Below are 22018 nucleotides of genomic sequence, written 5' to 3' on the forward strand. Positions count from 1 at the left end.
GACCCGTAAAAAACGGCGTAAAGCTCTGCCCAGAATCCGAAAGATTAACCTTAAGCTGAGAGGGTTTTTCAAACTGATCCAGAATAAAATGATACTCGCTTTCCCGTAACCAGTCACCGCTGCGAAAGACATCTTCTCCGCAATAAGAGCTAATCAGGTTAGGGTAGAGGTCGGTATTAACTTCGTAAGAAATAGCTTCCTGCGTGAGTGATTTTTGCAGGGTGGGAAGTTCTTCGTAATGTACCGTCATTAACAATTGCTGACGAGCTCCGAAACGCACCTTGCGAATGCCCGAAGCATAAGCCAGCTTCAAAATCCGAAGTAAATTCCCCGGTGAATAAATGCCCGCCGGAGCGTTGATTTTCAGGATATAATAATCTCTCATGGCTTAAGCAGTGATCAGCATTTGCTGTAGTATATTCTTGACTTCAGGACGGCACGAACCGCATCCCGTTCCTGCTCCGGTTTGCTGACAAAGTTTTTGAAAATCAGTGCATCCAGAGTTAATGGCTTTCTTCAAATTGCCTTCACCCACGCTGTTGCAGGAGCACACCAGCTTGCCTTCGAGCGGATCGGCTTTCTGACTGGAACGGAGTAATTGCAGACGCTTTTCGGAAAGCTCTGTTTTGTTAGCAATGAGTTCTCTGAATTCCAGAAATTCGTTTTTATCACCGATGAGAATGGCTCCGACAAGTCGATCCTGATGGACGATGCATTTTTTGTAATAACGCTTGGCTTTATCAACAAAAACGATCTCTTCATACGTAGAATCCGGGGCTTCGGCTAACCCCATGCTGCATAAATGCAACCCTTCCATTTTTAGAATGTTCATGGACAAGCTGCCGCGATAGGGTTGCGATATATCCCCGAAAATGTAGCGGGCAATGACTTCGGCTTGTTGTTCGGCGGCCCGGGTAATTCCCCACATTTGCCCTTGCCACTGAGCAATTTCTCCCGCCGCAAAAATGGCTGGATCAGAGGTTTGCAGGTAATCATTCACCAGGACGCCGCGACCACAATCCAGTCCCGAAGCCCGAGCTAATTCCAGGTTAGGAGTCGTACCAATGGCTAATACAATGGCCTGGCAGTCAATCTTTTTTCCGGATTTTAACTGAATGCCCTCCAACTGGGTTAACCCCAGGTAGGTTTGAACTTCTTCGTTAAAGTAAATGTCAATGCCCCGTTCCCGAAGATCCTGATAGAGCATCTCCCCGGCTAAGGGGTCTAACTGGCGTTCCATGAAACGGCCAGAACGCTGAATCACCGTTACCAGCAGGCCCATGTGGCGTAAGGAGGCCGCTAATTCCAGACCTAATAACCCGCCGCCCACCACCACAATCCGGGCATTAGGCTGCTTGAGGTAGGGTTGTAAAGTATCGGCATCCATGCGGGAACGCAGATTAAAGATGCCGGGTAGATTAGGAACACCTTTGGGACGGAAAGAGCGACTGCCCATACCCAAAATCAGTTTGTCGTAGGAATGCTCCCGGCCTAGACTGTCGGTAACTATCCGATGGGTGCGATCAATGTGTTCAATGCTGATGCCGCTATGAACGATAATTCCCTGAGCTTCGAATTCTTCGGGGCTTAGCTTGACTAACTGCGACCAGTTTTGAGCTCCGCTGATGTAGTCAGGGAGTAATACCCGGTTATAAAAAGGATGTTCTTCTTTTGAGAAAACGTGAATTTCATCGTCCTGATTTAAAGCCCGGTAGGACTGAACAAAACCCAGCCCAGCCGAACCCGCTCCGATGATGAGGATCTTTTCGCGGGGCTTTTCATACGCCTTCACCTCAACCGCTGAAAACTTAAAATCAGGTTCTTTAGAGATCGGGTCAATCAGCGTATGCGTGAGGTTATTCGCCCGGTTGAGTGTTGACTCAAGAATTTTTCCCCAGTGCATGGGTAGAAAACAAACGCCGGGGCGAACGTCTTCGCTGAGTTGAGCTTTAACCCGAACCTCGCCGCGTCGGCTGCTTACGGTAACTAACTGACCATCTCCTATATTACGCTGAGAGGCATCCTGAGGGTGGATTTGTAATAAAGCTTGTGGAATGTGCTGATTCAGCTTAGCCACCCGACCCGTTTTGGTCATGGTGTGCCACTGATCGCGGATGCGGCCCGTAGTTAATATCAGTGGAAAATCTTCATCCAGTGGTTCCGAGGCATTCCCATCGGGAACGGCCCGAATCTGAGCCTTCTGGTTAGGCGTATAAAAACGGTGATCTGAAAATAAGCGTTTGGTAGAACTCTGGACTTGAGTTGAATACGGCCATTGAATACTTCGTTCCTGTTGCAGTAACGGATAGGTAACCCCGGTAATATCCACGTTCGTTCCGGCGGTTAAGCGAGCGTATTCGGCGTAGACCTCGGAAGCGTGCTGGTAATTGAAAGCATCGTGAAATCCCATTTTCTGAGCAAAACGCCAGATGATTTCGACATCGGGTAAGGTTTCGCCGGGAGCTTCCAGAATTTTGGGTAAATAGGTAATCCGCCGTTCGGCATTGGTCATGGTCCCTTCTTTCTCCAGCCATCCCGACGCCGGTAAAACAACGTCGGCAAAAGCGACGGTATCGGATCGATTGGAAATATCCTGAACAACCACAAAACGAGCTTTTTTCAAAGCAGACTCTACGGCATTCATGTCTGGCATACTCACCATTGGATTGGTATTGATAATCCAGACGGCTTTCAGTCGATCTTCTTCCAGAGCTTTAAACAATTCCGTAGCCGTTAATCCGGGCTTATCAGAAATGGAAACGGGCGATTGCCAGAAAGCTTCGACTTCTGCCCGGTGTTGGGCATTGGTAACTTCCCGGTGAGCGGGGAGGGCATTGGCTAGGCCGCCCACTTCCCGGCCACCCATCGCGTTAGGTTGACCCGTAAGTGAAAAGGGGCCATTTCCGGGTTTGCCAATACGTCCGGTAATCAAATGTAAGTTAATCAGGGACAGGTTTTTGTTTACTCCGACGACCGACTGATTCATTCCCATCGTCCAGAGGGAGAGAAACCCCTTGGATGTACCAATCCATTCGGCAGCCTGACGAATGTCTTCCGTGGAAAGACCGCACAGTTCAGCAGATTCTTCCAGACTTCTCTGAAAAACCAGTTCGCGATACGCCTGAAAGCCGTCCGTGTGATCCAGCACAAAGCTGGTATCGAGGTAATCCCGTTCAATCAAAAGCCGACCAATGGCGTGGTTAAGCACAATGTCTGTTCCGGGGTGGAGGGGCAAGTGCAAATCCGCCGAACGGGCCGTATCGGTTTTTCGGGGATCAATGCAAATAATCTTTACGTGTGGATTAGCGGCCTTATGGGCTTCAATCCGTCGCCACAAAATGGGATGACACCAGGCCGGATTCGCCCCCTGCACGTAAAATACATCCGCTTCTTCGATGTCATCGTAACAAATGGGAACGGAATCTTCTCCCAGACTAAGCTTATAGCCCGCCACCGCCGAACTCATGCAAAGCCGGGAATTGGTATCAATATTGTTCGAACCAATAAAGCCTTTGATGAGCTTGTTAACCAGATAATACTCCTCAGTAAGGCACTGACCCGAGACGTAAAAAGCCACGGAGTCAGGGCCGTACTTTTCTATGAAAGTTTTGAAAACCGCTGCGGTACGTTCCAGAGCCGTGTCCCAGCTCACGCGTTGCATCGGAGCCGAACGGCCATACCTCATCTGAGGATACAGCAAGCGGTCGGACTGATCCATCACGGTATAATGTAGGTTCATGCCTTTGGAGCATAACATCCCGCGATTGGAAGGATGCTGCGGGTCGCCCTGCACGGATAAAGCACCCGTAGCTTCTTTTTTGACGACAATGCCGCAACCTACACCGCAATAACAACACGTGGTTTGATGGGTCGTACTCATAGGAATGGCAACTTTTAAAACTTATTCAGCAGACTGTAAAGAAGGGGCAAGAGCCGACGCGGATTCTTCGGTTACCGAAGCCTTGGCAAAATTGATCAGGAACAGTAAACCGCCCGTCAGAGCTACGCCGATACCGATGTAGAAAAAGGCCTGAGCGTAACTAATGTTCTGAGACTTGAAGAGAAATCCCATAAGCATACCGCCAATATTGCCACCCGCACCCACAATGCCCGAGATAATACCCAGGGCATTGGGGTTGACAAAAGGTACAATTGCGTAAGTGCTACCGTTGGCCATTTTCAGAAACAAGGCAAATGAAAGCATAGAGACGATAGCCATTGTCAGACTTCCGTCCTGAGCGAATAACAGGATGCCTAATCCTTCCAGCACCAGCAAGCCGGCCAGTAATACGCCTTTGCCCCGCATGCCGTAGGTTTTACCCACTTTATCCGCCAGAACACCGCCCATAGCCCGGGCAAAGAGATTCATAAAGCCAAACAGCATGGCCCAAAATCCTGCTTCGGTTTCGGGAAGTTTGTAGTTATCAAAGAAATACAACGCCGCTACACCGTCAAAGGTAATCTCCATGCCAAAGCAGCAGGCGTAGGCCAGAGCCAACGCCCAAACCCGAACATCCGCACTTGCTTGACCCCAGCTTACGGTGGATTTCACTTTCTGACGATCAATGTCCTCGAAGTTACCTTCGGGTGTATCCGTCGTGTAGCGGTAATACAGAAAAGCCATCACTAGCATCATCACTCCCGGTACAACCATTGCTAACCGCCAGGCGTCTGATTTAATGAAACCGAAACCCATAATTGTGGTCATAATCAGGGGCATGGCTAACTGCGTAACGCCACCACCCAAGTTACCCCAACCTCCGGCTACGGCATTGGCCGTTCCTTTGATTTGTGGAGCAAACATCATAGAGGTGTGAAACTGAGTAATCACGAACGAAGCCCCAATCACACCAATGGCTAATCGAAAGAGGAGAAAGGTAAGGTAGTCGTGAGCCAGACCTACCAACATAACGGGTAAGGAACCAATGACGAGTAAGGCCGTATAGGTTTTACGTGGCCCCCAGGTATCGCAAAGTTTACCAATGATTAAGCGGGCAAAAATGGTGGCCGAAACCGCCGCAATAATGGTGTTACCTACCTGAGCTTTACTCAGGCCCAGGTCGGCCCGAATGGCAGGCATCAGAGGAGCCAGACCGAACCAGCCGAAGAAACACACAAAGAAGGTCATCCAGGTCAGGTGGAACGTACGCATCTGCACGCCACGGAACTGAAACAAAGGCAGGGATTGTAAAGGCGTATTTGGCATGGGATTAAGGTTTAGCCGATTTCGCCAGGAAATCGGGACGAATGTTTAACATCAGATAGCCCCACTGACCCAACTTCTCTTTTTGATTAAGCGTATTCTGTTTAGCGTATTCCAGCTGATTAGTGCCCTGCATCAGGCTGTAGCCTAACTCAAGGGCTGTGAACTTATTAAGAGCATAACTCGCTACGAAATCATACTCATTGCCCAGATGCCCCCGGAAGGTGCTAGGTACCTCCGACAGACGATTCACGATGGGGGATTCCAGAGCGAAGTAGTGTACATCGAGTCCGGCCGTGAATCGTTTGACGGTGTATTTTACTTTCAGGAAAGCATCCTGAAGACCTCCCACGGGGGAACCCGTTCCGACGTAGAAGTAATCCATGGTACCCCAGTATTTGTGAGGGGTACCGTACAGCGGATCAAATCGACGAGTGGTGCCCGTAGGCTGATCGGGTTTGTTACCCGTAAGATTTTCGTATCCAGCCGTTACGGTAAAACGATTTTGAAGATAAGCCAGGTTAACGCCGTAATAATGAGCTCCGTTAATGGCCAGGCCATCGCGGTCGTGGCCACTTTGGACGTAGGCAAAAGCCAGATAACTAAACTTACCCAGGGTCGTTTTTGCCAGTAATCCGGTTAACATGGCTCCGTAGGTAACCCGTGAATTCACCCCTCTGACATCGTATCTACGGCCATAGACGTATCCATTGGAAATACTACCGGTACTGTCTATACGATACTTGGAAAAATCATCCTTAAAGAAAAGACCGGTAAGCGTATGCCCTTTGATTACTTTGGTCAGGTGAGCCATTTGAAAGGCCTTAAACTGCTGGTTTTGTCCGTTTGTGCTGACGGCATTTGCTAAAATCGGTGCCCCGTTTTTCCCGGAAGTTGGAATAAAACCAGCGGGAATCGAAAGGATCACGTTCTTGGTAGACAAAGCCGTGGTAGCGACGTTACCCGGCGTATAAGCAGTTCCGGTTAAGCCAAAGGCATCCGAATTCTGATTAAAGCCGCCGCCCAGATCCAGGGCCCAACCCCGATGGCGAGCTTTGAATAAGGCCGCATCAAAACGCCGTCCCTGTTGCAGCCAGTCTAGATTGCCCAGCAGGCGACTTCCGTCGTAATCCAGCTCCTGCCGTCCGACTTTTAAGCTTAGCTGGTCGAGCCACTTCAGGTGAATACTGGTATCTGCTTTATTGAGTAACTGTAGTTCAGCCCAGGCTTCGTGTACGGAAAAGCGATTGCCATCGGCTGCTGTAATCGTAGAAGCATCCTGACCCCAGACACGAACGTCCTGAGCGGTAAAACCGAAGCTTAACCGATCCACTTTATACCCCACGGATAACCGGGTTCGCTGAGAAGTAAAGGCCGCCGCGGATGCATCTTTCGGAAGTAAGTTACCATAACCGTCCCGCAGTTCGGTACGGGTTCGGAGTTGCCCGGTCAGGGTTAGTTGGGCCTGAGAAGGGAATACTCCCGCCAGTCCGCCTACCACTCCAAGCAGTCGGAATATGTACTTATTTTTCATAAAAATGGAAAGACAAACAATTGAAAAACAGGCAATACCAATGAAGGCTGATCTGCGGCAGGATCAGAACGAAGAACGATGTTCGCCGGAGCGAACGCGGGAAGATTTGCTGGAGCGGTAGTTTTACATTTTCTTTGATACGTTTATGTGCAACATGAACAAGCCAAGCCGATCCATAAGGTGCCCCCACACCGGATCGGCTTTTTTATGATACGCTTACGCTTTGTAAATACTGCTGAATGTAGTGTGGATGAAGCGTAACCACTTCTCCAATAACCAGAATGGCCGGAGCCCCAACGCCGTTTTCGGCTACTAATTGAGGCATTTCGCTAACTGTACCCAGTAGGCACCGTTCATCCGGACGGGTTCCGTTTTGAATGACGGCCATGGGTAAATCTCCGCGACCGTAGTATTCGTACAACTCACATAAGTCATTGATTTTGTGTAAACCCATCAACACGACTACTGTCGCTTTGGACTGAGCAGCCAGTTTCAGGTCATCCGAAAGTTCACCGTGGCGGGTGGTTCCGGTAATAACCCAGAAGCTTTCACTCACCCCGCGACGCGTCACGGGAATGTCCTGGGAAGCAGGAACCGCAATGCAACTCGAAACGCCCGGAATAACCTGGCAGGGAATACCCTTTTCCTGAGCGTAGGTCGATTCCTCATGTCCCCGGCCAAACACGTACGAATCACCACCCTTCAAGCGAACCACGTGACCGTATTCGTGAGCCATCGCCACAATCATCGCATTAATCTCTTCCTGCGTATGCGAGGCTTTACCGATTCGTTTGCCTACGTAATACTTAGGCACCTCCGTTGGGGCGTATTCCAGTAGCTCCTGGTTAGCCAGATCATCGTATAATACGACGTCTGCCTGCTTTAATGCCCGAATGCCTTTTAACGTAATTAGTTCGGCATCTCCGGGGCCAGCTCCTATCAAAGTTAATCTTGCTCGCATACTCATAAAGAGAATATAGATGTTATGACTAATGTACTATAAATAATAAAATGTGACTATTGTAAATATGTAGTTCAAAAGTAGAGTCATAATTTTAAAAAACAATGAAAAACATTAAAAATATGTTTTAAAAAATCCTGTTTGAAGAATAAAATATTAGGAAATGTGTTTTTGAGGTTTTATTTTTGATTCGATCAATTCAGGAGAAATGGGGGTTTTTCTTGAATAAGTCATAGATCAACATAGGCTTGTACTAGTTAAATAGTTAAAATCAACTATGAGCACATCCACAGAAACCCGAGTTGTTGTCATTGGGAATGGCATGGTAGGTTATAAGTTTTGTGAAAAACTAATAACTAAAGAAAAAAAACACTTTCGCCTGACCGTTTTTGGCGAAGAGTCTCAGGTAGCCTACGACCGCGTACATTTAAGTGAATACTTTGCCGGAAAGTCAGCCGATGACTTATTAATGGCTCCTCGAGACTGGTATTCTGAAAAAGGTATTGAGTTGTACACGGGAGATCCCGTCGTGGATATTGACCGTGAACGTAAGCAGGTTCGCTCACACCACGGATTGGTAGTGGGGTATGATTACCTGATTCTGGCTACGGGCTCGGGGGCCTTTGTACCGCCAGTGGATGGCGTAGAGAAAGACGGCGTTTTCGTCTATCGAACGCTGGAAGATCTGGACCTGATTCAGTCCTACGCCCGTAAAGCCCGTAAAGGGGCCGTGATTGGCGGTGGTTTACTAGGCCTCGAAGCGGCTAAAGCTCTACTTGATTTAGGTCTAGAAGAAGCTCACGTGGTTGAGTTTGCTTCCCGGCTCATGCCCCGTCAGATTGATGAGGCGGGTTCGGGAATTCTGCAACGGCAACTGGAAGCACTGGGGTTACAAATTCATTTAAATAAATCCACCCAGCTTATTCAGGGAACGGATCATATCGAAGGTCTGCAATTTGCCGATGGTACCGAGCTTCCGGTGGATATGCTCATTATTTCGGCGGGTATTCGTCCCCGCGACGAGTTGGCAAAGATTGCCGGATTGGAAACGCATCCCCGGGGCGGGATTCTGGTGAACGATCAGTTACAAACATCTGATCCCTCCATTTTCGCCATTGGCGAGTGTGCTCTGGTACATCAGATGATTTACGGGCTGGTGGCTCCGGGCTATGAAATGGCGGAAGTAGTGGCCAGTCAGTTAATAGGGAATATCAAAAGCTTCAAACCTTTTGATATGTCTACGAAGCTCAAACTGATTGGTGTGGATGTAGCCAGTTTTGGTAACCCCTTCGCTCAGGAGCCTGATTGCCGGACGATTACTTACGAGAACAAAGCCAAAGGCATTTATAAACGCATCAATGTCAGCTCCGATGGAAAGACGCTTCTGGGCGGAATTCTGGTGGGAGATGCCGAGCAATATAATATGCTGTTGCAAACCTGCAAGAACCTGACCATTCTGCCCCCCAATCCCGAAGATCTGATTTTAGGAAGTAGGGGCGGGGAGGAAGCTGGAGCCGGGGTAATGGGCTTACCCGATGAAGCGTTAATCTGTTCCTGTGAAGCCTTAACCAAAGGCCAGTTGTGCCATGAGATTTCCGAAAATGGGCAAACTACGGTAGAGGCTCTTAAGAAATCGACCAAGGCCTGTACGGGTTGCGGAGGATGTACGCCGCTGGTGAAAGATTTGATTCAGGGGGTCATGAAGCAGCAGGGCCTGTACGTTCGGAATACCATCTGCGAACATTTCGATTATACCCGCCAGGAAATACTGGATTTGATTAAAATTAACCAGCTAACGACTTATAATGAAGTACTGAATCATTTAGGCAAAGGCGATGGCTGCGAAATCTGTAAGCCGCTAGTGGGTTCAGTTCTGGCGAGTTTATGGAATGAAAACATTTTGCAGAAAGACCGAGCTGTGATTCAGGATTCGAATGATCGGTATCTGGCCAATATTCAGAAGGGAGGCACGTATTCGGTGGTTCCACGAATTCCCGGTGGAGAAATCACGCCTGATAAACTCATCGCCATTGGACAGGTAGCGAAACGTTACGGTTTATACACCAAAATTACGGGTGGTCAGCGAATCGATATGTTCGGGGCTCACGTGGGTGATTTGCCACGCATTTGGGAAGAGCTCATCGAAGCGGGTTTTGAGAGTGGTCATGCCTACGGAAAAGCCCTGCGAACGGTGAAAAGCTGCGTAGGCTCAACCTGGTGCCGCTTTGGGGTGCAGGATTCGGTCAGTTTTGCCATTGAACTCGAAGAAAGATACAAAGGCATTCGGGCTCCGCATAAGTTTAAGTCCGGCGTTTCAGGATGTATTCGCGAATGTGCCGAAGCTCAAAGCAAAGACTTTGGCGTCATCGCTACCGAAAAAGGCTGGAATTTATACGTTGGCGGTAATGGCGGGTCCAAACCTCAACATGCCCAGTTATTAGCGGCTGACGTTGATAAAGAAACCTGTACGCGACTGATTGATCGCTTTCTGATGTTTTACATCAAAACAGCCGATCCCTTGACCCGTACCGCAACCTGGCTTAATAAGCTGGAAGGCGGCATGAGCTATCTGAAAGCTGTGGTGGTGGACGATGTATTAGGAATTGTGGCGGATCTGGAAAAAGAGATGCAGTTGTTGGTAGACACGTACCATTGCGAGTGGAAAGAAGTAGTGGAAAATCCAGAATTGCGGAAACGCTTCTCGCACTTTGTGAACGTGCCTGAGCAAAAAGATCCAACGGTTCAGTTTGACTCAATGCGAAATCAAACCAAAGCCCGCGACTGGAAAACGGTTAGTTAACATTCTAAATCATTGAGGTTTAATCAATCATTTTAAAGCATTTTCTTTCCATGGAAGTTCTGCATTCTACTACCACTACCTGGCATCAGGCCTGTACTGTCGAAGATATTCCGGCGGATGGCGGAGCCTGCGTTTTGATCGAAGGCCGTCAAATCGCTATTTTTAATTTTTCCCGTCGTAATGAATGGTTTGCTACCGATAATCAGTGTCCGCATCGTCAGCAGATGGCGTTATCCCGGGGCATTATTGGTAGTCAGGGGGAAGAACCGAAAGTAGCCTGTCCCTTTCATAAAAAGACGTTTTCACTCCGCGATGGCTCTTGTCTCAACGATGAGCACTATCGCATCGCCACCTATCCCATCGAAATCAGAGGCGGGATCGTTTATGTAGAAGTTTAGCCTATGCATCCACTGGATCGGCAGGTAGCCAGCCGACTTACCCGTTATTACCTCGTGGCTTTGCACGTCATTGCGTTGCTTAGTCTGGGTGGGTTATGGCTCATTCGTGATACCATTCATAATCACGAAGCGGATAGCCGGGTTCTGAATGTGGCCGGAAGGCAGCGAATGCTCAGCCAGCGACTCACGAAGCTGGCTTTGCTGCGTTTGGAGCATTTACCTAGCCGTGATACCGTTTTGTTTGATTCTTTATTGCAAAGCTGGCAAAGTACGCACCGACAGCTACGGTCGGGTTTGCTTCGCATGGAACAGGAATACACCGTTCGAAAAAGCCCTGAACTTGTCCAGAAGTTTCAGCGGCTAGAACCCATTTTTGAATCGATGTCCGCCTGTTTTGTAAAACTGAACGACGATAATTTTTCAAATGCTGATCAGAAGGAAGCATTACGGAATCTGCTAGCCACAGAATCTATTTTTGTGGATCAGATGAATGACATTGTCTTTCAGTTTGATGCTGAAAGCCGGGCCCGAGTCAAAGAACTCGAACGCATGGAAACCCTGCTAACGGCTGCGACTTTATTGACTCTGTTACTGGAAGGATTATTCGTTTTTCGGCCCGTGGTGCGTTACACGCGGCAAACGGTTCGAAAATTGGTGGAATCGGAAGAGGCTTTGCAGGCATCCAATCAACAATTGGCCATTACCAATGAAGCCCTAACCCAGAGTCAGCAGGAAGTATTGCGGCTACAGGAAGAACGTTATCAGCAGGAACGGATGGAAGCTCAGATTCGCTCGGCGGCTTTGATGGAGGGACAGGAGGAAGAACGCCGCCGTTTTGCCCGTGAACTGCACGATGGCATCGGGCAAATGTTAACGGGTTTGCACCTGCACGCGGCTAAGTTGAAAAAAATTCCTTTTCCTGAAGCCAAACAGAAGCAGCGAGTAGAGGAATTAAGTGAGTATATTCAGCAGATTATCCAGTCTACGCGGCAGATTTCCCATAATTTGATGCCAACTTTACTGGAAGATTATGGTCTGTCGGCGGCGTTGCAGTTATTGGCCAGTCAGGTGCAGCCAACGGCGGCATCAGAAGTGAACTTTCAATGTTTTGGTGAGGCCAGACGCTTAACTCCGGCTCAGGAAATTGGTCTGTATCGCATTGCTCAGGAAGCTTTAACCAATGCCCTGAAGCACGCCAAAGCCGCCGAGATTCAGATTATTCTGCATTTTCAGCCTAATCAGATTATTCTGAAAATCAGCGATGATGGACAGGGCTTTGATCTGGAAAAGGCTCGAAGCTGGCAAAGTGCCGGGCTGGAGAATATGCAAACGAGGGCTCAACTGATTCGGGCGACGCTTGATGTACAGTCGGTTCGTCAGGCCGGAACGCAGATTGAAGTCATACTGCCGATTAACTCATACTAACGATGCCGATACGGATATTAATTGCGGATGATCATTCCATGGTACGGAAAGGCATTCGGACCTTACTGGAAGACGAAGAAGACCTGGAAATCGTGGGCGAAGCCGCGGACGGGCAGGAAGTACTGGACGTCATTACCACTCTTTCGCCCGACGTATTACTGCTTGATATTACCATGCCCCGGCTTTCCGGGATTGAGGTAACTCGTCAGATTACGCTGCAATATCCAGAAGTGAAGGTGTTGATTTTCAGTATGCACAGCCATCCCGATTATATTCTGAATGCCGTGCAACTTGGGGCTTCGGGGTACTTGTTAAAGGAAACGGATGATGACGAAATCATTGACGCCATTCGAACGGTGGCAGGGGGAGATTTGTATTATCCGCCCAATGCTTCCAGCGTGATTATTCGTCAATTAGTATTAGCTAAACCTCGTCCCAAAACCGAATCTGTTTCTTCGTCAGGATCCGTCTGGAATAAATTGACAAGCCGGGAGGTACAGGTATTACATTGCCTGACCGAAGGTCTAAGTAACGTAGACATTGCCCGAAGATTTGATACCAGCCCGAATACCGTGGCCAATCAGCGGGCCAGTATCATGCGAAAAGCAGGGGTGAAAAATACAGCCGAATTGATCAGCATGGCTATGAAAGAGCAGCCGGATTAAATCCGTTTGAGAAGGTTTGATTGAAGTTTGAAAAGGTTTGAATGCATAACTCCAGAGGGGTTAAACACGAATAACCCCGGATGCAATCCGGGGAACTTATAATACGATTTAAAGAACCTTTAAACGATGAAAAGAGCGTCAGCATCGTGGCTTATAATAAAAAACGTCCCGGAGAGTTTTTCTCCGGGACGTTGATGTAAAAGAATACCTATTCAAACGCGGTCAAACAAAAATCAAACCGTTCAAACCCATCTCCTTACTTCACTTGAGAAACCTTCTCCAGAGTTTCGTAGCGATCGCGGTGTTGATCTGTAATCTGCTTGGTGTTCGCGTCAATCACCAAAACAGCTTCTTTATCTGAAGTAACAGGAGACCAGTTGGGCAAACCAGCTCCGTTAGGGTTGCCTGTTTTAATAAAATTGGCGAAGTATTCCTGCATTACTTTCGACACTTTATAGTCCTCTTCCGTCCAGGCGTAAACTTTATTACTACCCAGGTTACCCATCGCGTATTCAATCTCGGCGGAGTGAACGGCACCTTTGTTGGCCGGTTTGGGGGCAGTCGTTGCCGGACCCTCACTTTTTACCACACCTCCCGCAAGTCCGGGCGTAGCATTACCCATCTCAGGACGCATCGCCGGACGGGGCTGAGCATAATAATACCGATATACTGGTTTTTTACCCGTTCTAACTTGATAATCAATCCACTTCCAGGTGCTGAAACCAATGAACATATCCCCCGCTAAAGCCGTGGCTACTTCTTCCACTTCCGCGTCGCTGGTGGGGTTATAGGCTTTTAAAATGGCATCAGCCGAAGCACCGAATCGTTTAGTAACGGCTTGCTTAAAGTTCTCAACCGTTGGTTGCTGACCTCCCAGAAAAGCTCTATAATTCATCTCTTCTGAATTCCAGCCGGCTAGTAAAGGTACCTGAGCTTGCTCGCCAGCAGCGAAAATTTCGTGAGCTGACTTGGGTAAAAAGTAACCATCAATCACCATAGAAAAACTTCCTGGAGCAGCTTTAGCCGTAGCCTCCAGTACCTGAGCAGCCGGTAAGGCTCGTAACTCAGCCAGTGATTTTGCCCCCAGAGTAGCGGCGAAGGCAGCTCCTTTTTTCTCGGCTTCGGCTAATGATACCGGGGCCAAAGTACCTAGTAAGGAACCACTTTCACCAATGGCTTTCGAAAACAGATTTTTCGATAAAGGCGAAGCCATCTGAGCACTTACCGAAATAGAACCAGCAGATTCTCCGGCAATGGTTACCTGGGAAGGATCCCCGCCGAAGGCTGCAATGTTTTCTTTCACCCAACGCAAGGCCGCCATCTGATCCAGTAAACCGTAATTACCTGAAGCATGATGCGGCGATTCCTTCGTCAACTCAGGATGGGCCAGAAATCCGAAAACGTTGAGGCGGTAATTAACGGTTACGGCTACAATGCCTTTCTGGGCCATGCTTTCGCCATCGTAGCGAGGTTCGGAGCCATCTCCCGCCACGAAACCGCCGCCGTAGAAGTACACCAATACGGGTAATGATTTTTTACCGGCGTTTTCGGGTGCCCAGACATTGAGATACAGACAATCTTCATTGGTGCCTTTCGAACGGAAATTCATGTCTCCGAAGATAGGCCGTTGCATCGCCGATGGACCGAAATGGTCAGCTTTGTAAACCCCACTCCATTTTTTAAGGGGCTGGGGTTCTTTCCAGCGAAGATCGCCTACGGGGGGCTGAGCAAAGGGAATGCCTTTGAAAGTCCGAACCCCTTTTGTTTCACTAATGCCTTCAAGGGTTCCGTCTTTAATTTTAACTTGTGGAGCTTTTTGGGCCCAGGCCGAGGTGACCAGCCCTACCGCAACCAGAAAGATGCCTAGCGTTTTCATTGGTTTGAGGAACTATTTAGTAAAAGTAACGACTAATTTAACTCAGCCTTTTTATTATTGTTGCAAAGTGCAACAATAATAAACCCTTGTATTGACTTTGCCAAACTTAACCCTACTTTCGTAATCCCTGAAATGACAGATTCGCATGATCCTTCCGTTAATGATGCCTCCGGGGCGGGCTATATTCCGCATTTAGCTCTGGATTTTGTTATCATTGGTTTTCACGAACAGGAACTAAAAATTCTGATTCTCGAATACGAAAACACCGGTTTGTTTGCTCTGCCGGGAGGTTTTGTTCGCATGAATGAGAATCTGGAAGACGCCGCCCGGCGGGTCTTAAGCGAGCGAACGGGCTTGACGAATCTTTATCTGCAACAATTTCACACCTTTGGTAGCGTGGAGCGATCGGACCCCGATTCCATGCGAGCCATCATGCAGGGGAAAGGGCTTGTTGCCGAAGATCATCATTGGCTACTGCGGCGATTTGTAACAGTGGGGTATTATGCTCTGGTGGATTTCACGAAAGTAAGTCCCCAACCTGATTCCATGGCCGATCGGTGCGATTGGCACGAGTATGGCCGTTTACCACAACTCATGCAGGATCACACCGAAATCGTGCAATTTGCCATGCAACATTTACGAGCCAATCTGGACCAGGAACTGGTAGGATTTTCCCTGCTCGGCGAAGCCTTCACTATGCAGACTTTACAAAACTTATACGAAACCATTTTAGGTGAAAAACTAAATCGCTCCAGTTTTCAAAGGCGAATGCTTCAGTTGGATTTACTCGAACGGCTGGAGAAAAGTTACACGGGTAAGGCTCATAAAGCCCCGTATCTTTATCGATTCAAAAAATTGAGTATTGCGGCTACCGCTTTATGAAAATTCCTGCCTTCCTTTAGGCTTTGAAAAAGCATCAAAAGAGAATATGCGGGCGATTCAGTTTCTATTTTTTTCCAATTACTTTCTGGGCCTCTTGGCTCTTATGCTTTCGCTGGAAACGGCTTTTCAACTGGATTTACCTTTCGCTTCTCCGGCTTATTATGTATTGGTGGTTTCGGCGGTTATTGTGTATTACACCGTGGCTTACACCATTCCGGCCACCGCTCCCGTTTCCCGAAATCCCCGAACCGAATGGTATCGTCAGCATGCTTTCTTTGTTCGGATCAGCCAGCTGGTTCTGTCCATGATTGGCCTTGGCTCAGCCCTTCTACTACTCGTTCAATACGGTAAAAATCTTACCTCATTACCCTTCATCGATTACGTATTCATTGCCCTGGTACCCCTAGCGGGTTTACTTTATTACGGCATGGGCCTAACGCTCAATCTGCGGGATACGGGCTGGCTGAAGGCTTTCGTCATTGGCTTCGTCTGGGCGGGTTGCGTAAGCTTGATGCCCGTTTTTGAAGTCCAGCTTGAACACGGCAGTGTGTTTCCCAACGCCAAACTGGAAATCTGGTTGTTCATTAAAAACTGGATGTTCTGCACGGTAAATGCCATCATGTTTGATCTCAAAGATTACGCCGATGATGCCAATCGGCAACTGAAAACCTTTGTCGTTCAGTTTGGGCTTCGAAAAACGATTTACTTTATTCTCATTCCGCTCTTATTAATCGGCGTTTCTTCTTTTTTTGTGTTTGCCAGTGTCCAGCATTTTTCTACCCTTCGAATTGCTTTTAATGCCTTGCCTTACTTCGCTTTACTGGCCGTCGCCTATGGCCTCCATCATCGACGCAAGATTTTGTATTACCTCGTCGTCATTGATGGGTTATTACTGGTGAAAGCCTGTTGCGGCATTGCCGGTAGTTATTTTGGCGGCTAAGGGTTTTAAACCTGAAAAAAACAATGTATTCTTGAATCATTGTGATTCAATCGTTTCATGTACAGGAATGGATTCTTTTGACGTAGAAATTTTATTAAGGTTTGCTCTGGCTGTGTTATGGGGTGGGATTGTAGGAGCAGAACGGGAGTATCGTAGCAAGTCGGCTGGATTCAGAACCATGATCATGATTTCGATGGGAGCCTGTTTCTTTACGATGATATCCAATCGATTGGGTGCTCCGGGTAACCCAGATCGACTGGCTGCTGGTATTGTTACCGGAATTGGTTTTCTAGGAGCGGGAGTGATTTTTCGTGGAGATAGTAAAGTCATAGGCATTACGACAGCGGCTACCATTTGGACCGTAGCTGCCGTGGGCATGGGCATTGGAGCTGGCTATTACTTTGCTTCCGCCTGGGCAAGCATTGTGATTTTTCTGGTATTGGCCGCTCTGCCTTCTCTGGAAAATTACATTGATGAAAGAAATCAGTCCAGAACCTACATTCTTACCACCACTTATTCCAGCCATTTTCGTGAAGAGATAAAGGAACTGCTCAAACAAACGGGCTTAAAAGGGCAGATTACTCGCGAGATCAAAGAGCATGAACATCTGACGGTCACGTGGATTATACAGGGGTCCAAAGAAAAACATGATGTATTTATAGCTCAGCTGATGGAGAATAAATCCATTCAAAAATGGGCTTATTAAATCCTAAAACGGATACCAGAGCAAAGATGACGGTCTGAAAGATTGAAAGAGAACTAATAATCGTGATGAGATACTTCGAAATTCGTTACTTTGTAGGATGTCACTTTTTATTACTTCACTCAATTCAGGCAGTAACGGCAATTGCTATTACGTAGGCAATGAAGAAGAGGCAATTCTGGTGGATGTCGGAATTTCCTGTCGTCAAATCGAATCGCGGATGCGGCGTTTGGGCTTGTCTATTACCAAAGTAAAGGCCATTTTTATTTCACACGAGCACACCGATCACATCACGGGCGTGCCCATGCTGGCGGCAAAATACCAGATTCCCGTATACATTACGGCGAAAACGCTGTTAAACTGTAAGTACCCACAAGCGGGTTTTCCCATTTATATTCTACCTAGTAATGACTCCGTCTGGATTGGTGAGTTATGCGTGAAGTCGTTCGTCAAAACCCACGATGCTGCCGACCCGCATAGTTTTCTGGTTTCTTATCAGGGGATTAATGTAGGTGTATTTACGGACATCGGCGTTCCTTGTGACCAACTGATTCGTCATTTTCAGCAATGTCATGCGGCTTTTCTGGAAGCTAATTACGACGAAGTAATGCTGACGCAAAGCCGTTATCCGTATTTTCTGAAAGAGCGAATTCGGGGAGGTAAAGGGCACTTATCGAATCAGCAGGCGTTGTCTCTCTTTCAGAATTACCGACCAGCTTTCATGAGCCATTTGATTCTATCTCATTTATCGAAAGAGAATAACCATCCGCAAGTGGCCTGGGATTTGTTTTACCCGCACATGAACGATACGCAACTGGTGGTAGCTCCTCGGCACGAAGAAACGCCTTTGTATCAAATCAAGGCAAGCAGGGTTCAGGTGGAGGTATTACCTGCTGAATAAATCCTATGCAGTCACCCCGCAGTCGCTCGGCTCTGCCGAGTGACGAAATAGATAAATAGGCCTCTGGCCGGTAGGATTGAAAAATACTTGGATGTAGCAAACTATCTAGCTTACTTCTATTGTCTTTGGGGAGACGGCCAGAGGCCTACAGCCAAGTCGTCACTCGGCAGAGCCGAGCGACTGCGAGAGGTTAAGAACCTTATAACGTTATCGCTGCCAGCTTTTTTGCTGGCAGCTCTTATGAATATCCCTTCTGTCATCTTTAATCAAGGGGGTATCTTATTTTCTTGCCAGCTATCTTTCCTGTAAGTACCGTTTTTAAATCTCAGTAAGGTTTCTCACTTCGTTCGAAATGAAGTGAAGGAAGGTCCCATGCCTAGGAGGGATGACGTTACCTGAACAATAACGATGAGCTAACTTCCCAACAAGTTTCTAGATGTGGGGAAGTTGAAGTCAGTAGGGAAAGACACAAATAAAAAGCCCCACCAGGCCTGAAAGCTAGGTGGGGCGTTAGAGGGCATAATTCAAAACCCTAAACTCAAACAATTTTAACCCAAAACGCTACTTGTAAAGTTGGTTAAATAGGAGCTTAAAGGTTCCCTGAGCCTGCGTACGGAACGTGATTTCTGGTCCGAAGGCATATAGTTTACCTTTGCCGATGGGAGCTTCGAAAGCGGCAACGCCATCTTGTAGGTACGACTGGCCCCAGGCCCATCCACTACGAAGCGGACGATTAGTAGCAAACCAGGCCAGTGGTTTAACGGTACCTTTAGCAATGGCTTCGGGAGCAATTTTGAATACCGGGCTTGAATCAAAATATACATCCGTCAAAGTGGGCATACCATAGGTTGCACTTTGCGTAGAGTCCAGCGTAACCTGTAAGACGCTACCCGGAATGAAATACTTCTCATTGGGTAAGGCTCGTTCGGTTCCTGCGTTCGTCATTTCGGTCAGGGCACTTTTTACGGGTAAGTCCAGGTGGTAAGCCAAGTTGGTACTTGTTCCGATGGTAATGACTTTACCGCCATTTTCCAGGAACTTCTTCAACTCAGGAATGGACTTTTCAGCCGTAATCTGGCCCATCCAGGGATGGTATTCCGCTGGAATATCTTCTTTTTTGGGCTCAGGCATGCGATAACCGCCGTATTCTCCGGCACTTTCTGCACGCTTGGCAGGAATCGCACGGGTTACAAAGACGATCGCATCGTATTTCTTGTTCAGATCTCCGGCGTCTACTTGCTGCGAATAAATCACATCCATGGGGAAGTGATATTGCTCCATCAGCCAGCGAACCCAGCCTGAAGGCATCGAGCCACCGTAGGTATCCCAAAGAGCAATTCGCATCGGAGCGACTTTAGTCATCGCACCCGTTGGTTTCTTGGATAAACCTTCCACCTGGATACCTAAATCTTTCGAAGATTTTTCCAGTAACTGCTTGGCTTTGGCTGATGCAGGAACGTAGAATACACCCGCATCTTTACCTGAAGCACCGCCAGGCAGACGGAACACCTCAATGCCCGCTTTCAATAGATCATTAACGGCGATGAAAGAATAGTTGGCTTTCGCAGTGAGCGTATAACCGCCAGCGGCAGAAGCATCCACATGACCGGGAGCTTTCAATAACTCACCGTAGGGGAGTTTTTTGAATGGACCGTCGAAGGCATCTACGTAACGATCAAATTTCACGCCCATGGTAAAGGCCAGTGTCCAACCGGCGGCATCGTAGGGACGCACTGGAGGACCACCGGGGTACTGAAAATCGTTGGGGTGATCCTGGGGTTCAAACATATCCAGCACGTGCGGACGGAAGGACTGATCCGTTTTCACGATGTAAGAGCCGGCTGGGTATTTTTTACCTTTCACGGTAAAATCTGCCGTAGCCTGCTGAATTTGGATACCCGTGCGGATCAGGGCATTCACGAAATTGGTAGCAGTAGCAAAATCCGCCTGATCGGCTGGAATGACGTAGCCACGGGCATCCCGCAGGGCTGGGTCCTGGAATACGTCATTGTAATACTTGATAGGTAACCCTGACTCCCGGCCCGCAGCTGCTCCCCGGGAACGACCCGCTTCTTTGCTTTGATCGGCTTTGACGGCGTCATTAATCGCATCGATTCGTTTGGGCGATAAAGTCCAGTAATCCTTGCTGCCGCGATCAATGGAATTTTTACCCATTTTGTAAATGTTATACAGCAATTCATCGGCATGACGGGCGGCATAATCCAGAACGGCGTAGTTCAGCGAAACCGAATAATCAATGGATTGCTTGAAGTGCCAGTCCTGAGGCGTTACCGGAAGAGGCGTGTTACCATTCGGAATCAGACGATTAGGAACCAACGGCACTGAAGCAGGCGTCGGGTTACCAATCATCTCGGTCAGCAGACCGATCATGTTATGGAAGTGCGTCGTTGTCCGCAAACCTCCGTTATACCAGGTTGAGAACACCGAACCACCCAAACGCGTAAAACCGGGTTTGTCTTCGGCATTCAGTCGGTTAATCATGGCGGCACCAACGGCATCGATTCCGGTTACCATCAACGGGTCGAATACGTAGTTGAATGGATCACGATATGGAGGCCCGGCTACTACTGCACCCGCTGGGGCCGTCTGGTGGTGGTTGTACATGATTTGCGGAATCCACTCCACAAATAACTGACGACCAATGTTTTGCGTTTCTTTCATGTGTTGCATGAAGAAGTCGCGGTTGTTATCGTGACCGATGTATTTTTGGTACAAACGAGGCAGGAAGTTCTGTGAACGTTTTTCGGGCGTAGACTGACGCATGTACCAGTTCCCCACTAATTCGTGACCGTCGGGGTTGGCGTGCGTGAGTAATACGACGGTTTTATCCAGAATCCGCATCGTTTCCGGATCGGTGCGGGTAACCAGATTATACGCCATCTGAATTAACTGCATGGTTCCTACCGTCTCGGTGCTGTGCAGGCCTCCGTCAATCCATACGACGGCTTTTCCTTCGTTAGCCAGAGCATGAGCCTGGTCTTCGGAAAGTCCTTCTGCCCGGGCCATTTTGGTAGAGATCTCCTTATACCGATCAAGTTTTTTATGATTTTCGGGAGAAGTCACGACCAGCATATACTGGTGGCGTCCTTCTTCGGTCATCCCAATGTCCACAAGCTTAACGCGATCAGAAGTAGCCAGTTTCTTGAAGAAAGCTTCCGTCTGTGTGTAGTTAGACAGGTGGTAATCATCACCAATGTTAAAACCGAAATGTTCCTTTGGCGTCGGAATGTTCTGAGCCTGAGCTACACACACCGCCAAAAAGAAAGCACTACCCAGTAAAATTTTACGGATCATAAGTGAATAATGATTGTAGGGAAAAAGAACAGGGGAATGGTATTTATAAGTGAATACCATATAAAAAGACAAAATAACCTATTCTTTCAAAATAAAAGTTTGTGAAAAAGTGGTTTTGCCTTTGACTTTAAAGGTAAGGGGAGAAAGAAGAAAAGAAAACGAAAAACGCCAAAGACGAAGATTTCAGCTACTAAATCCAGATTTGAGGGGATAGAGCGAATTTCTAAGGTCAGCGTTTCATTTGACAGCGTTTGAGGTGGGTTTGAGACAAACATGCCGGAAGGTTTGATCGGACTTCCCACTGATCTGAATGACCGATGAGAGGGGTGTTAACTTAAAAGGGCTGCCAGTGAAAAAACTAACAGGACCACACGGGCAGCGATAGTATATAAGGTGTTTAAGGTCATCCAGGGCG

Annotated in this window: 14 protein-coding genes and 1 pseudogene; 8 read left to right on the plus strand and 7 right to left on the minus strand. The window is 48.0% G+C overall.

The window, feature by feature from the left end; genetic code table 11:
* The 5 genes and pseudogenes from QE357_RS20620 to cobA form a co-directional block, all read right to left on the minus strand.
* A pseudogene (locus QE357_RS20620) lies at positions 1-385 on the minus strand (rubredoxin); the annotation flags it as partial.
* 3 nt (positions 386-388) lie between these two features.
* Positions 389-3880, minus strand: coding sequence for a molybdopterin-dependent oxidoreductase (locus QE357_RS20625; protein ID WP_309711764.1), 3492 nt, complete (start codon positions 3878-3880; stop codon positions 389-391).
* A 21-nt stretch (positions 3881-3901) separates the two neighbouring features.
* Positions 3902-5206: a NarK family nitrate/nitrite MFS transporter gene (locus QE357_RS20630; RefSeq protein WP_309711767.1), complete on the minus strand. Its 1305-nt coding sequence runs from the start codon at positions 5204-5206 to the stop codon at positions 3902-3904.
* A 4-nt stretch (positions 5207-5210) separates the two neighbouring features.
* Positions 5211-6737: an alginate export family protein gene (locus QE357_RS20635; protein WP_309711771.1), complete on the minus strand. Its 1527-nt coding sequence runs from the start codon at positions 6735-6737 to the stop codon at positions 5211-5213.
* A 205-nt stretch (positions 6738-6942) separates the two neighbouring features.
* Positions 6943-7698, minus strand: coding sequence for a uroporphyrinogen-III C-methyltransferase (cobA, locus tag QE357_RS20640; protein WP_309711774.1), 756 nt, complete (start codon positions 7696-7698; stop codon positions 6943-6945).
* Between the two features lie 277 nt (positions 7699-7975).
* On the opposite strand from cobA, the gene nirB reads away from it, so the two are divergent.
* From nirB to QE357_RS20660, 4 genes are read left to right on the plus strand one after another with little or no spacing between them, the layout of a single operon-like run.
* Positions 7976-10498 (plus strand): nitrite reductase large subunit NirB, encoded by a 2523-nt coding sequence (gene nirB / locus QE357_RS20645; protein ID WP_309711779.1) that lies wholly within the window; start codon positions 7976-7978, stop codon positions 10496-10498.
* Positions 10499-10548: 50 nt separating this feature from the next.
* Complete coding sequence (gene nirD / locus QE357_RS20650) at positions 10549-10896, plus strand: nitrite reductase small subunit NirD (protein ID WP_309711782.1); 348 nt, start codon at positions 10549-10551, stop codon at positions 10894-10896.
* A gap of 3 nt (positions 10897-10899) precedes the next feature.
* Positions 10900-12321, plus strand: a complete 1422-nt coding sequence (locus QE357_RS20655; protein ID WP_309711785.1) for a histidine kinase — start codon at positions 10900-10902, stop codon at positions 12319-12321.
* Positions 12322-12323: 2 nt separating this feature from the next.
* Positions 12324-12986: a response regulator transcription factor gene (locus QE357_RS20660; RefSeq protein ID WP_307143637.1), complete on the plus strand. Its 663-nt coding sequence runs from the start codon at positions 12324-12326 to the stop codon at positions 12984-12986.
* Positions 12987-13242: 256 nt separating this feature from the next.
* On the opposite strand, the gene QE357_RS20665 is transcribed toward QE357_RS20660, so the two are convergent.
* On the minus strand, positions 13243-14862 hold the full coding sequence (locus tag QE357_RS20665) for a carboxylesterase family protein (protein ID WP_309711791.1): 1620 nt from the start codon (positions 14860-14862) through the stop codon (positions 13243-13245).
* 132 nt (positions 14863-14994) lie between these two features.
* On the opposite strand from QE357_RS20665, the gene QE357_RS20670 reads away from it, so the two are divergent.
* The 4 genes from QE357_RS20670 to QE357_RS20685 all read left to right on the plus strand — a co-directional run bounded on the left by QE357_RS20670 (position 14995) and on the right by QE357_RS20685 (position 18288).
* Positions 14995-15744 carry an NrtR DNA-binding winged helix domain-containing protein gene (locus QE357_RS20670; RefSeq protein WP_309711794.1) on the plus strand — a complete coding sequence of 250 codons (750 nt, stop codon included), beginning with the start codon at positions 14995-14997 and terminating at the stop codon, positions 15742-15744.
* Positions 15725-16684, plus strand: coding sequence for a hypothetical protein (locus QE357_RS20675; RefSeq protein ID WP_309711797.1), 960 nt, complete (start codon positions 15725-15727; stop codon positions 16682-16684). Before QE357_RS20670 ends, QE357_RS20675 begins: the two co-directional genes overlap by 20 nt.
* 67 nt (positions 16685-16751) lie before the next feature.
* On the plus strand, positions 16752-17390 hold the full coding sequence (locus tag QE357_RS20680; RefSeq protein ID WP_309711799.1) for an MgtC/SapB family protein: 639 nt from the start codon (positions 16752-16754) through the stop codon (positions 17388-17390).
* Positions 17391-17487: 97 nt separating this feature from the next.
* The gene (locus tag QE357_RS20685) at positions 17488-18288 is read left to right on the plus strand and encodes an MBL fold metallo-hydrolase (protein WP_309711802.1); all 801 of its coding nucleotides are present in this window, start codon (positions 17488-17490) and stop codon (positions 18286-18288) included.
* A 561-nt stretch (positions 18289-18849) separates the two neighbouring features.
* On the opposite strand, the gene QE357_RS20690 is transcribed toward QE357_RS20685, so the two are convergent.
* Positions 18850-21603 (minus strand): M14 metallopeptidase family protein, encoded by a 2754-nt coding sequence (locus QE357_RS20690; RefSeq protein ID WP_307143644.1) that lies wholly within the window; start codon positions 21601-21603, stop codon positions 18850-18852.
* Between the last annotated feature and the right edge of the window lie 415 nt (positions 21604-22018).

This window comes from Siphonobacter sp. SORGH_AS_0500, assembly GCF_031453245.1.
Classification (GTDB): domain Bacteria; phylum Bacteroidota; class Bacteroidia; order Cytophagales; family Spirosomataceae; genus Siphonobacter.

Bases quoted from the DNA above. Each gene is read 5' to 3' on its own strand.
- QE357_RS20680 (WP_309711799.1), top strand. From the start codon at position 16,752: ATGGATTCTTTTGACGTAGAAATTTTATTAAGGTTTGCTCTGGCTGTG.
- QE357_RS20635 (WP_309711771.1), bottom strand. From the start codon at position 6,737: ATGAAAAATAAGTACATATTCCGACTGCTTGGAGTGGTAGGCGGACTG.
- nirB (WP_309711779.1), top strand. From the start codon at position 7,976: ATGAGCACATCCACAGAAACCCGAGTTGTTGTCATTGGGAATGGCATG.
- QE357_RS20685 (WP_309711802.1), top strand. From the start codon at position 17,488: ATGTCACTTTTTATTACTTCACTCAATTCAGGCAGTAACGGCAATTGC.
- QE357_RS20660 (WP_307143637.1), top strand. From the start codon at position 12,324: ATGCCGATACGGATATTAATTGCGGATGATCATTCCATGGTACGGAAA.
- QE357_RS20690 (WP_307143644.1), bottom strand. From the start codon at position 21,603: ATGATCCGTAAAATTTTACTGGGTAGTGCTTTCTTTTTGGCGGTGTGT.
- cobA (WP_309711774.1), bottom strand. From the start codon at position 7,698: ATGCGAGCAAGATTAACTTTGATAGGAGCTGGCCCCGGAGATGCCGAA.
- QE357_RS20630 (WP_309711767.1), bottom strand. From the start codon at position 5,206: ATGCCAAATACGCCTTTACAATCCCTGCCTTTGTTTCAGTTCCGTGGC.
- QE357_RS20670 (WP_309711794.1), top strand. From the start codon at position 14,995: ATGACAGATTCGCATGATCCTTCCGTTAATGATGCCTCCGGGGCGGGC.
- QE357_RS20655 (WP_309711785.1), top strand. From the start codon at position 10,900: ATGCATCCACTGGATCGGCAGGTAGCCAGCCGACTTACCCGTTATTAC.
- QE357_RS20625 (WP_309711764.1), bottom strand. From the start codon at position 3,880: ATGAGTACGACCCATCAAACCACGTGTTGTTATTGCGGTGTAGGTTGC.
- nirD (WP_309711782.1), top strand. From the start codon at position 10,549: ATGGAAGTTCTGCATTCTACTACCACTACCTGGCATCAGGCCTGTACT.
- QE357_RS20665 (WP_309711791.1), bottom strand. From the start codon at position 14,862: ATGAAAACGCTAGGCATCTTTCTGGTTGCGGTAGGGCTGGTCACCTCG.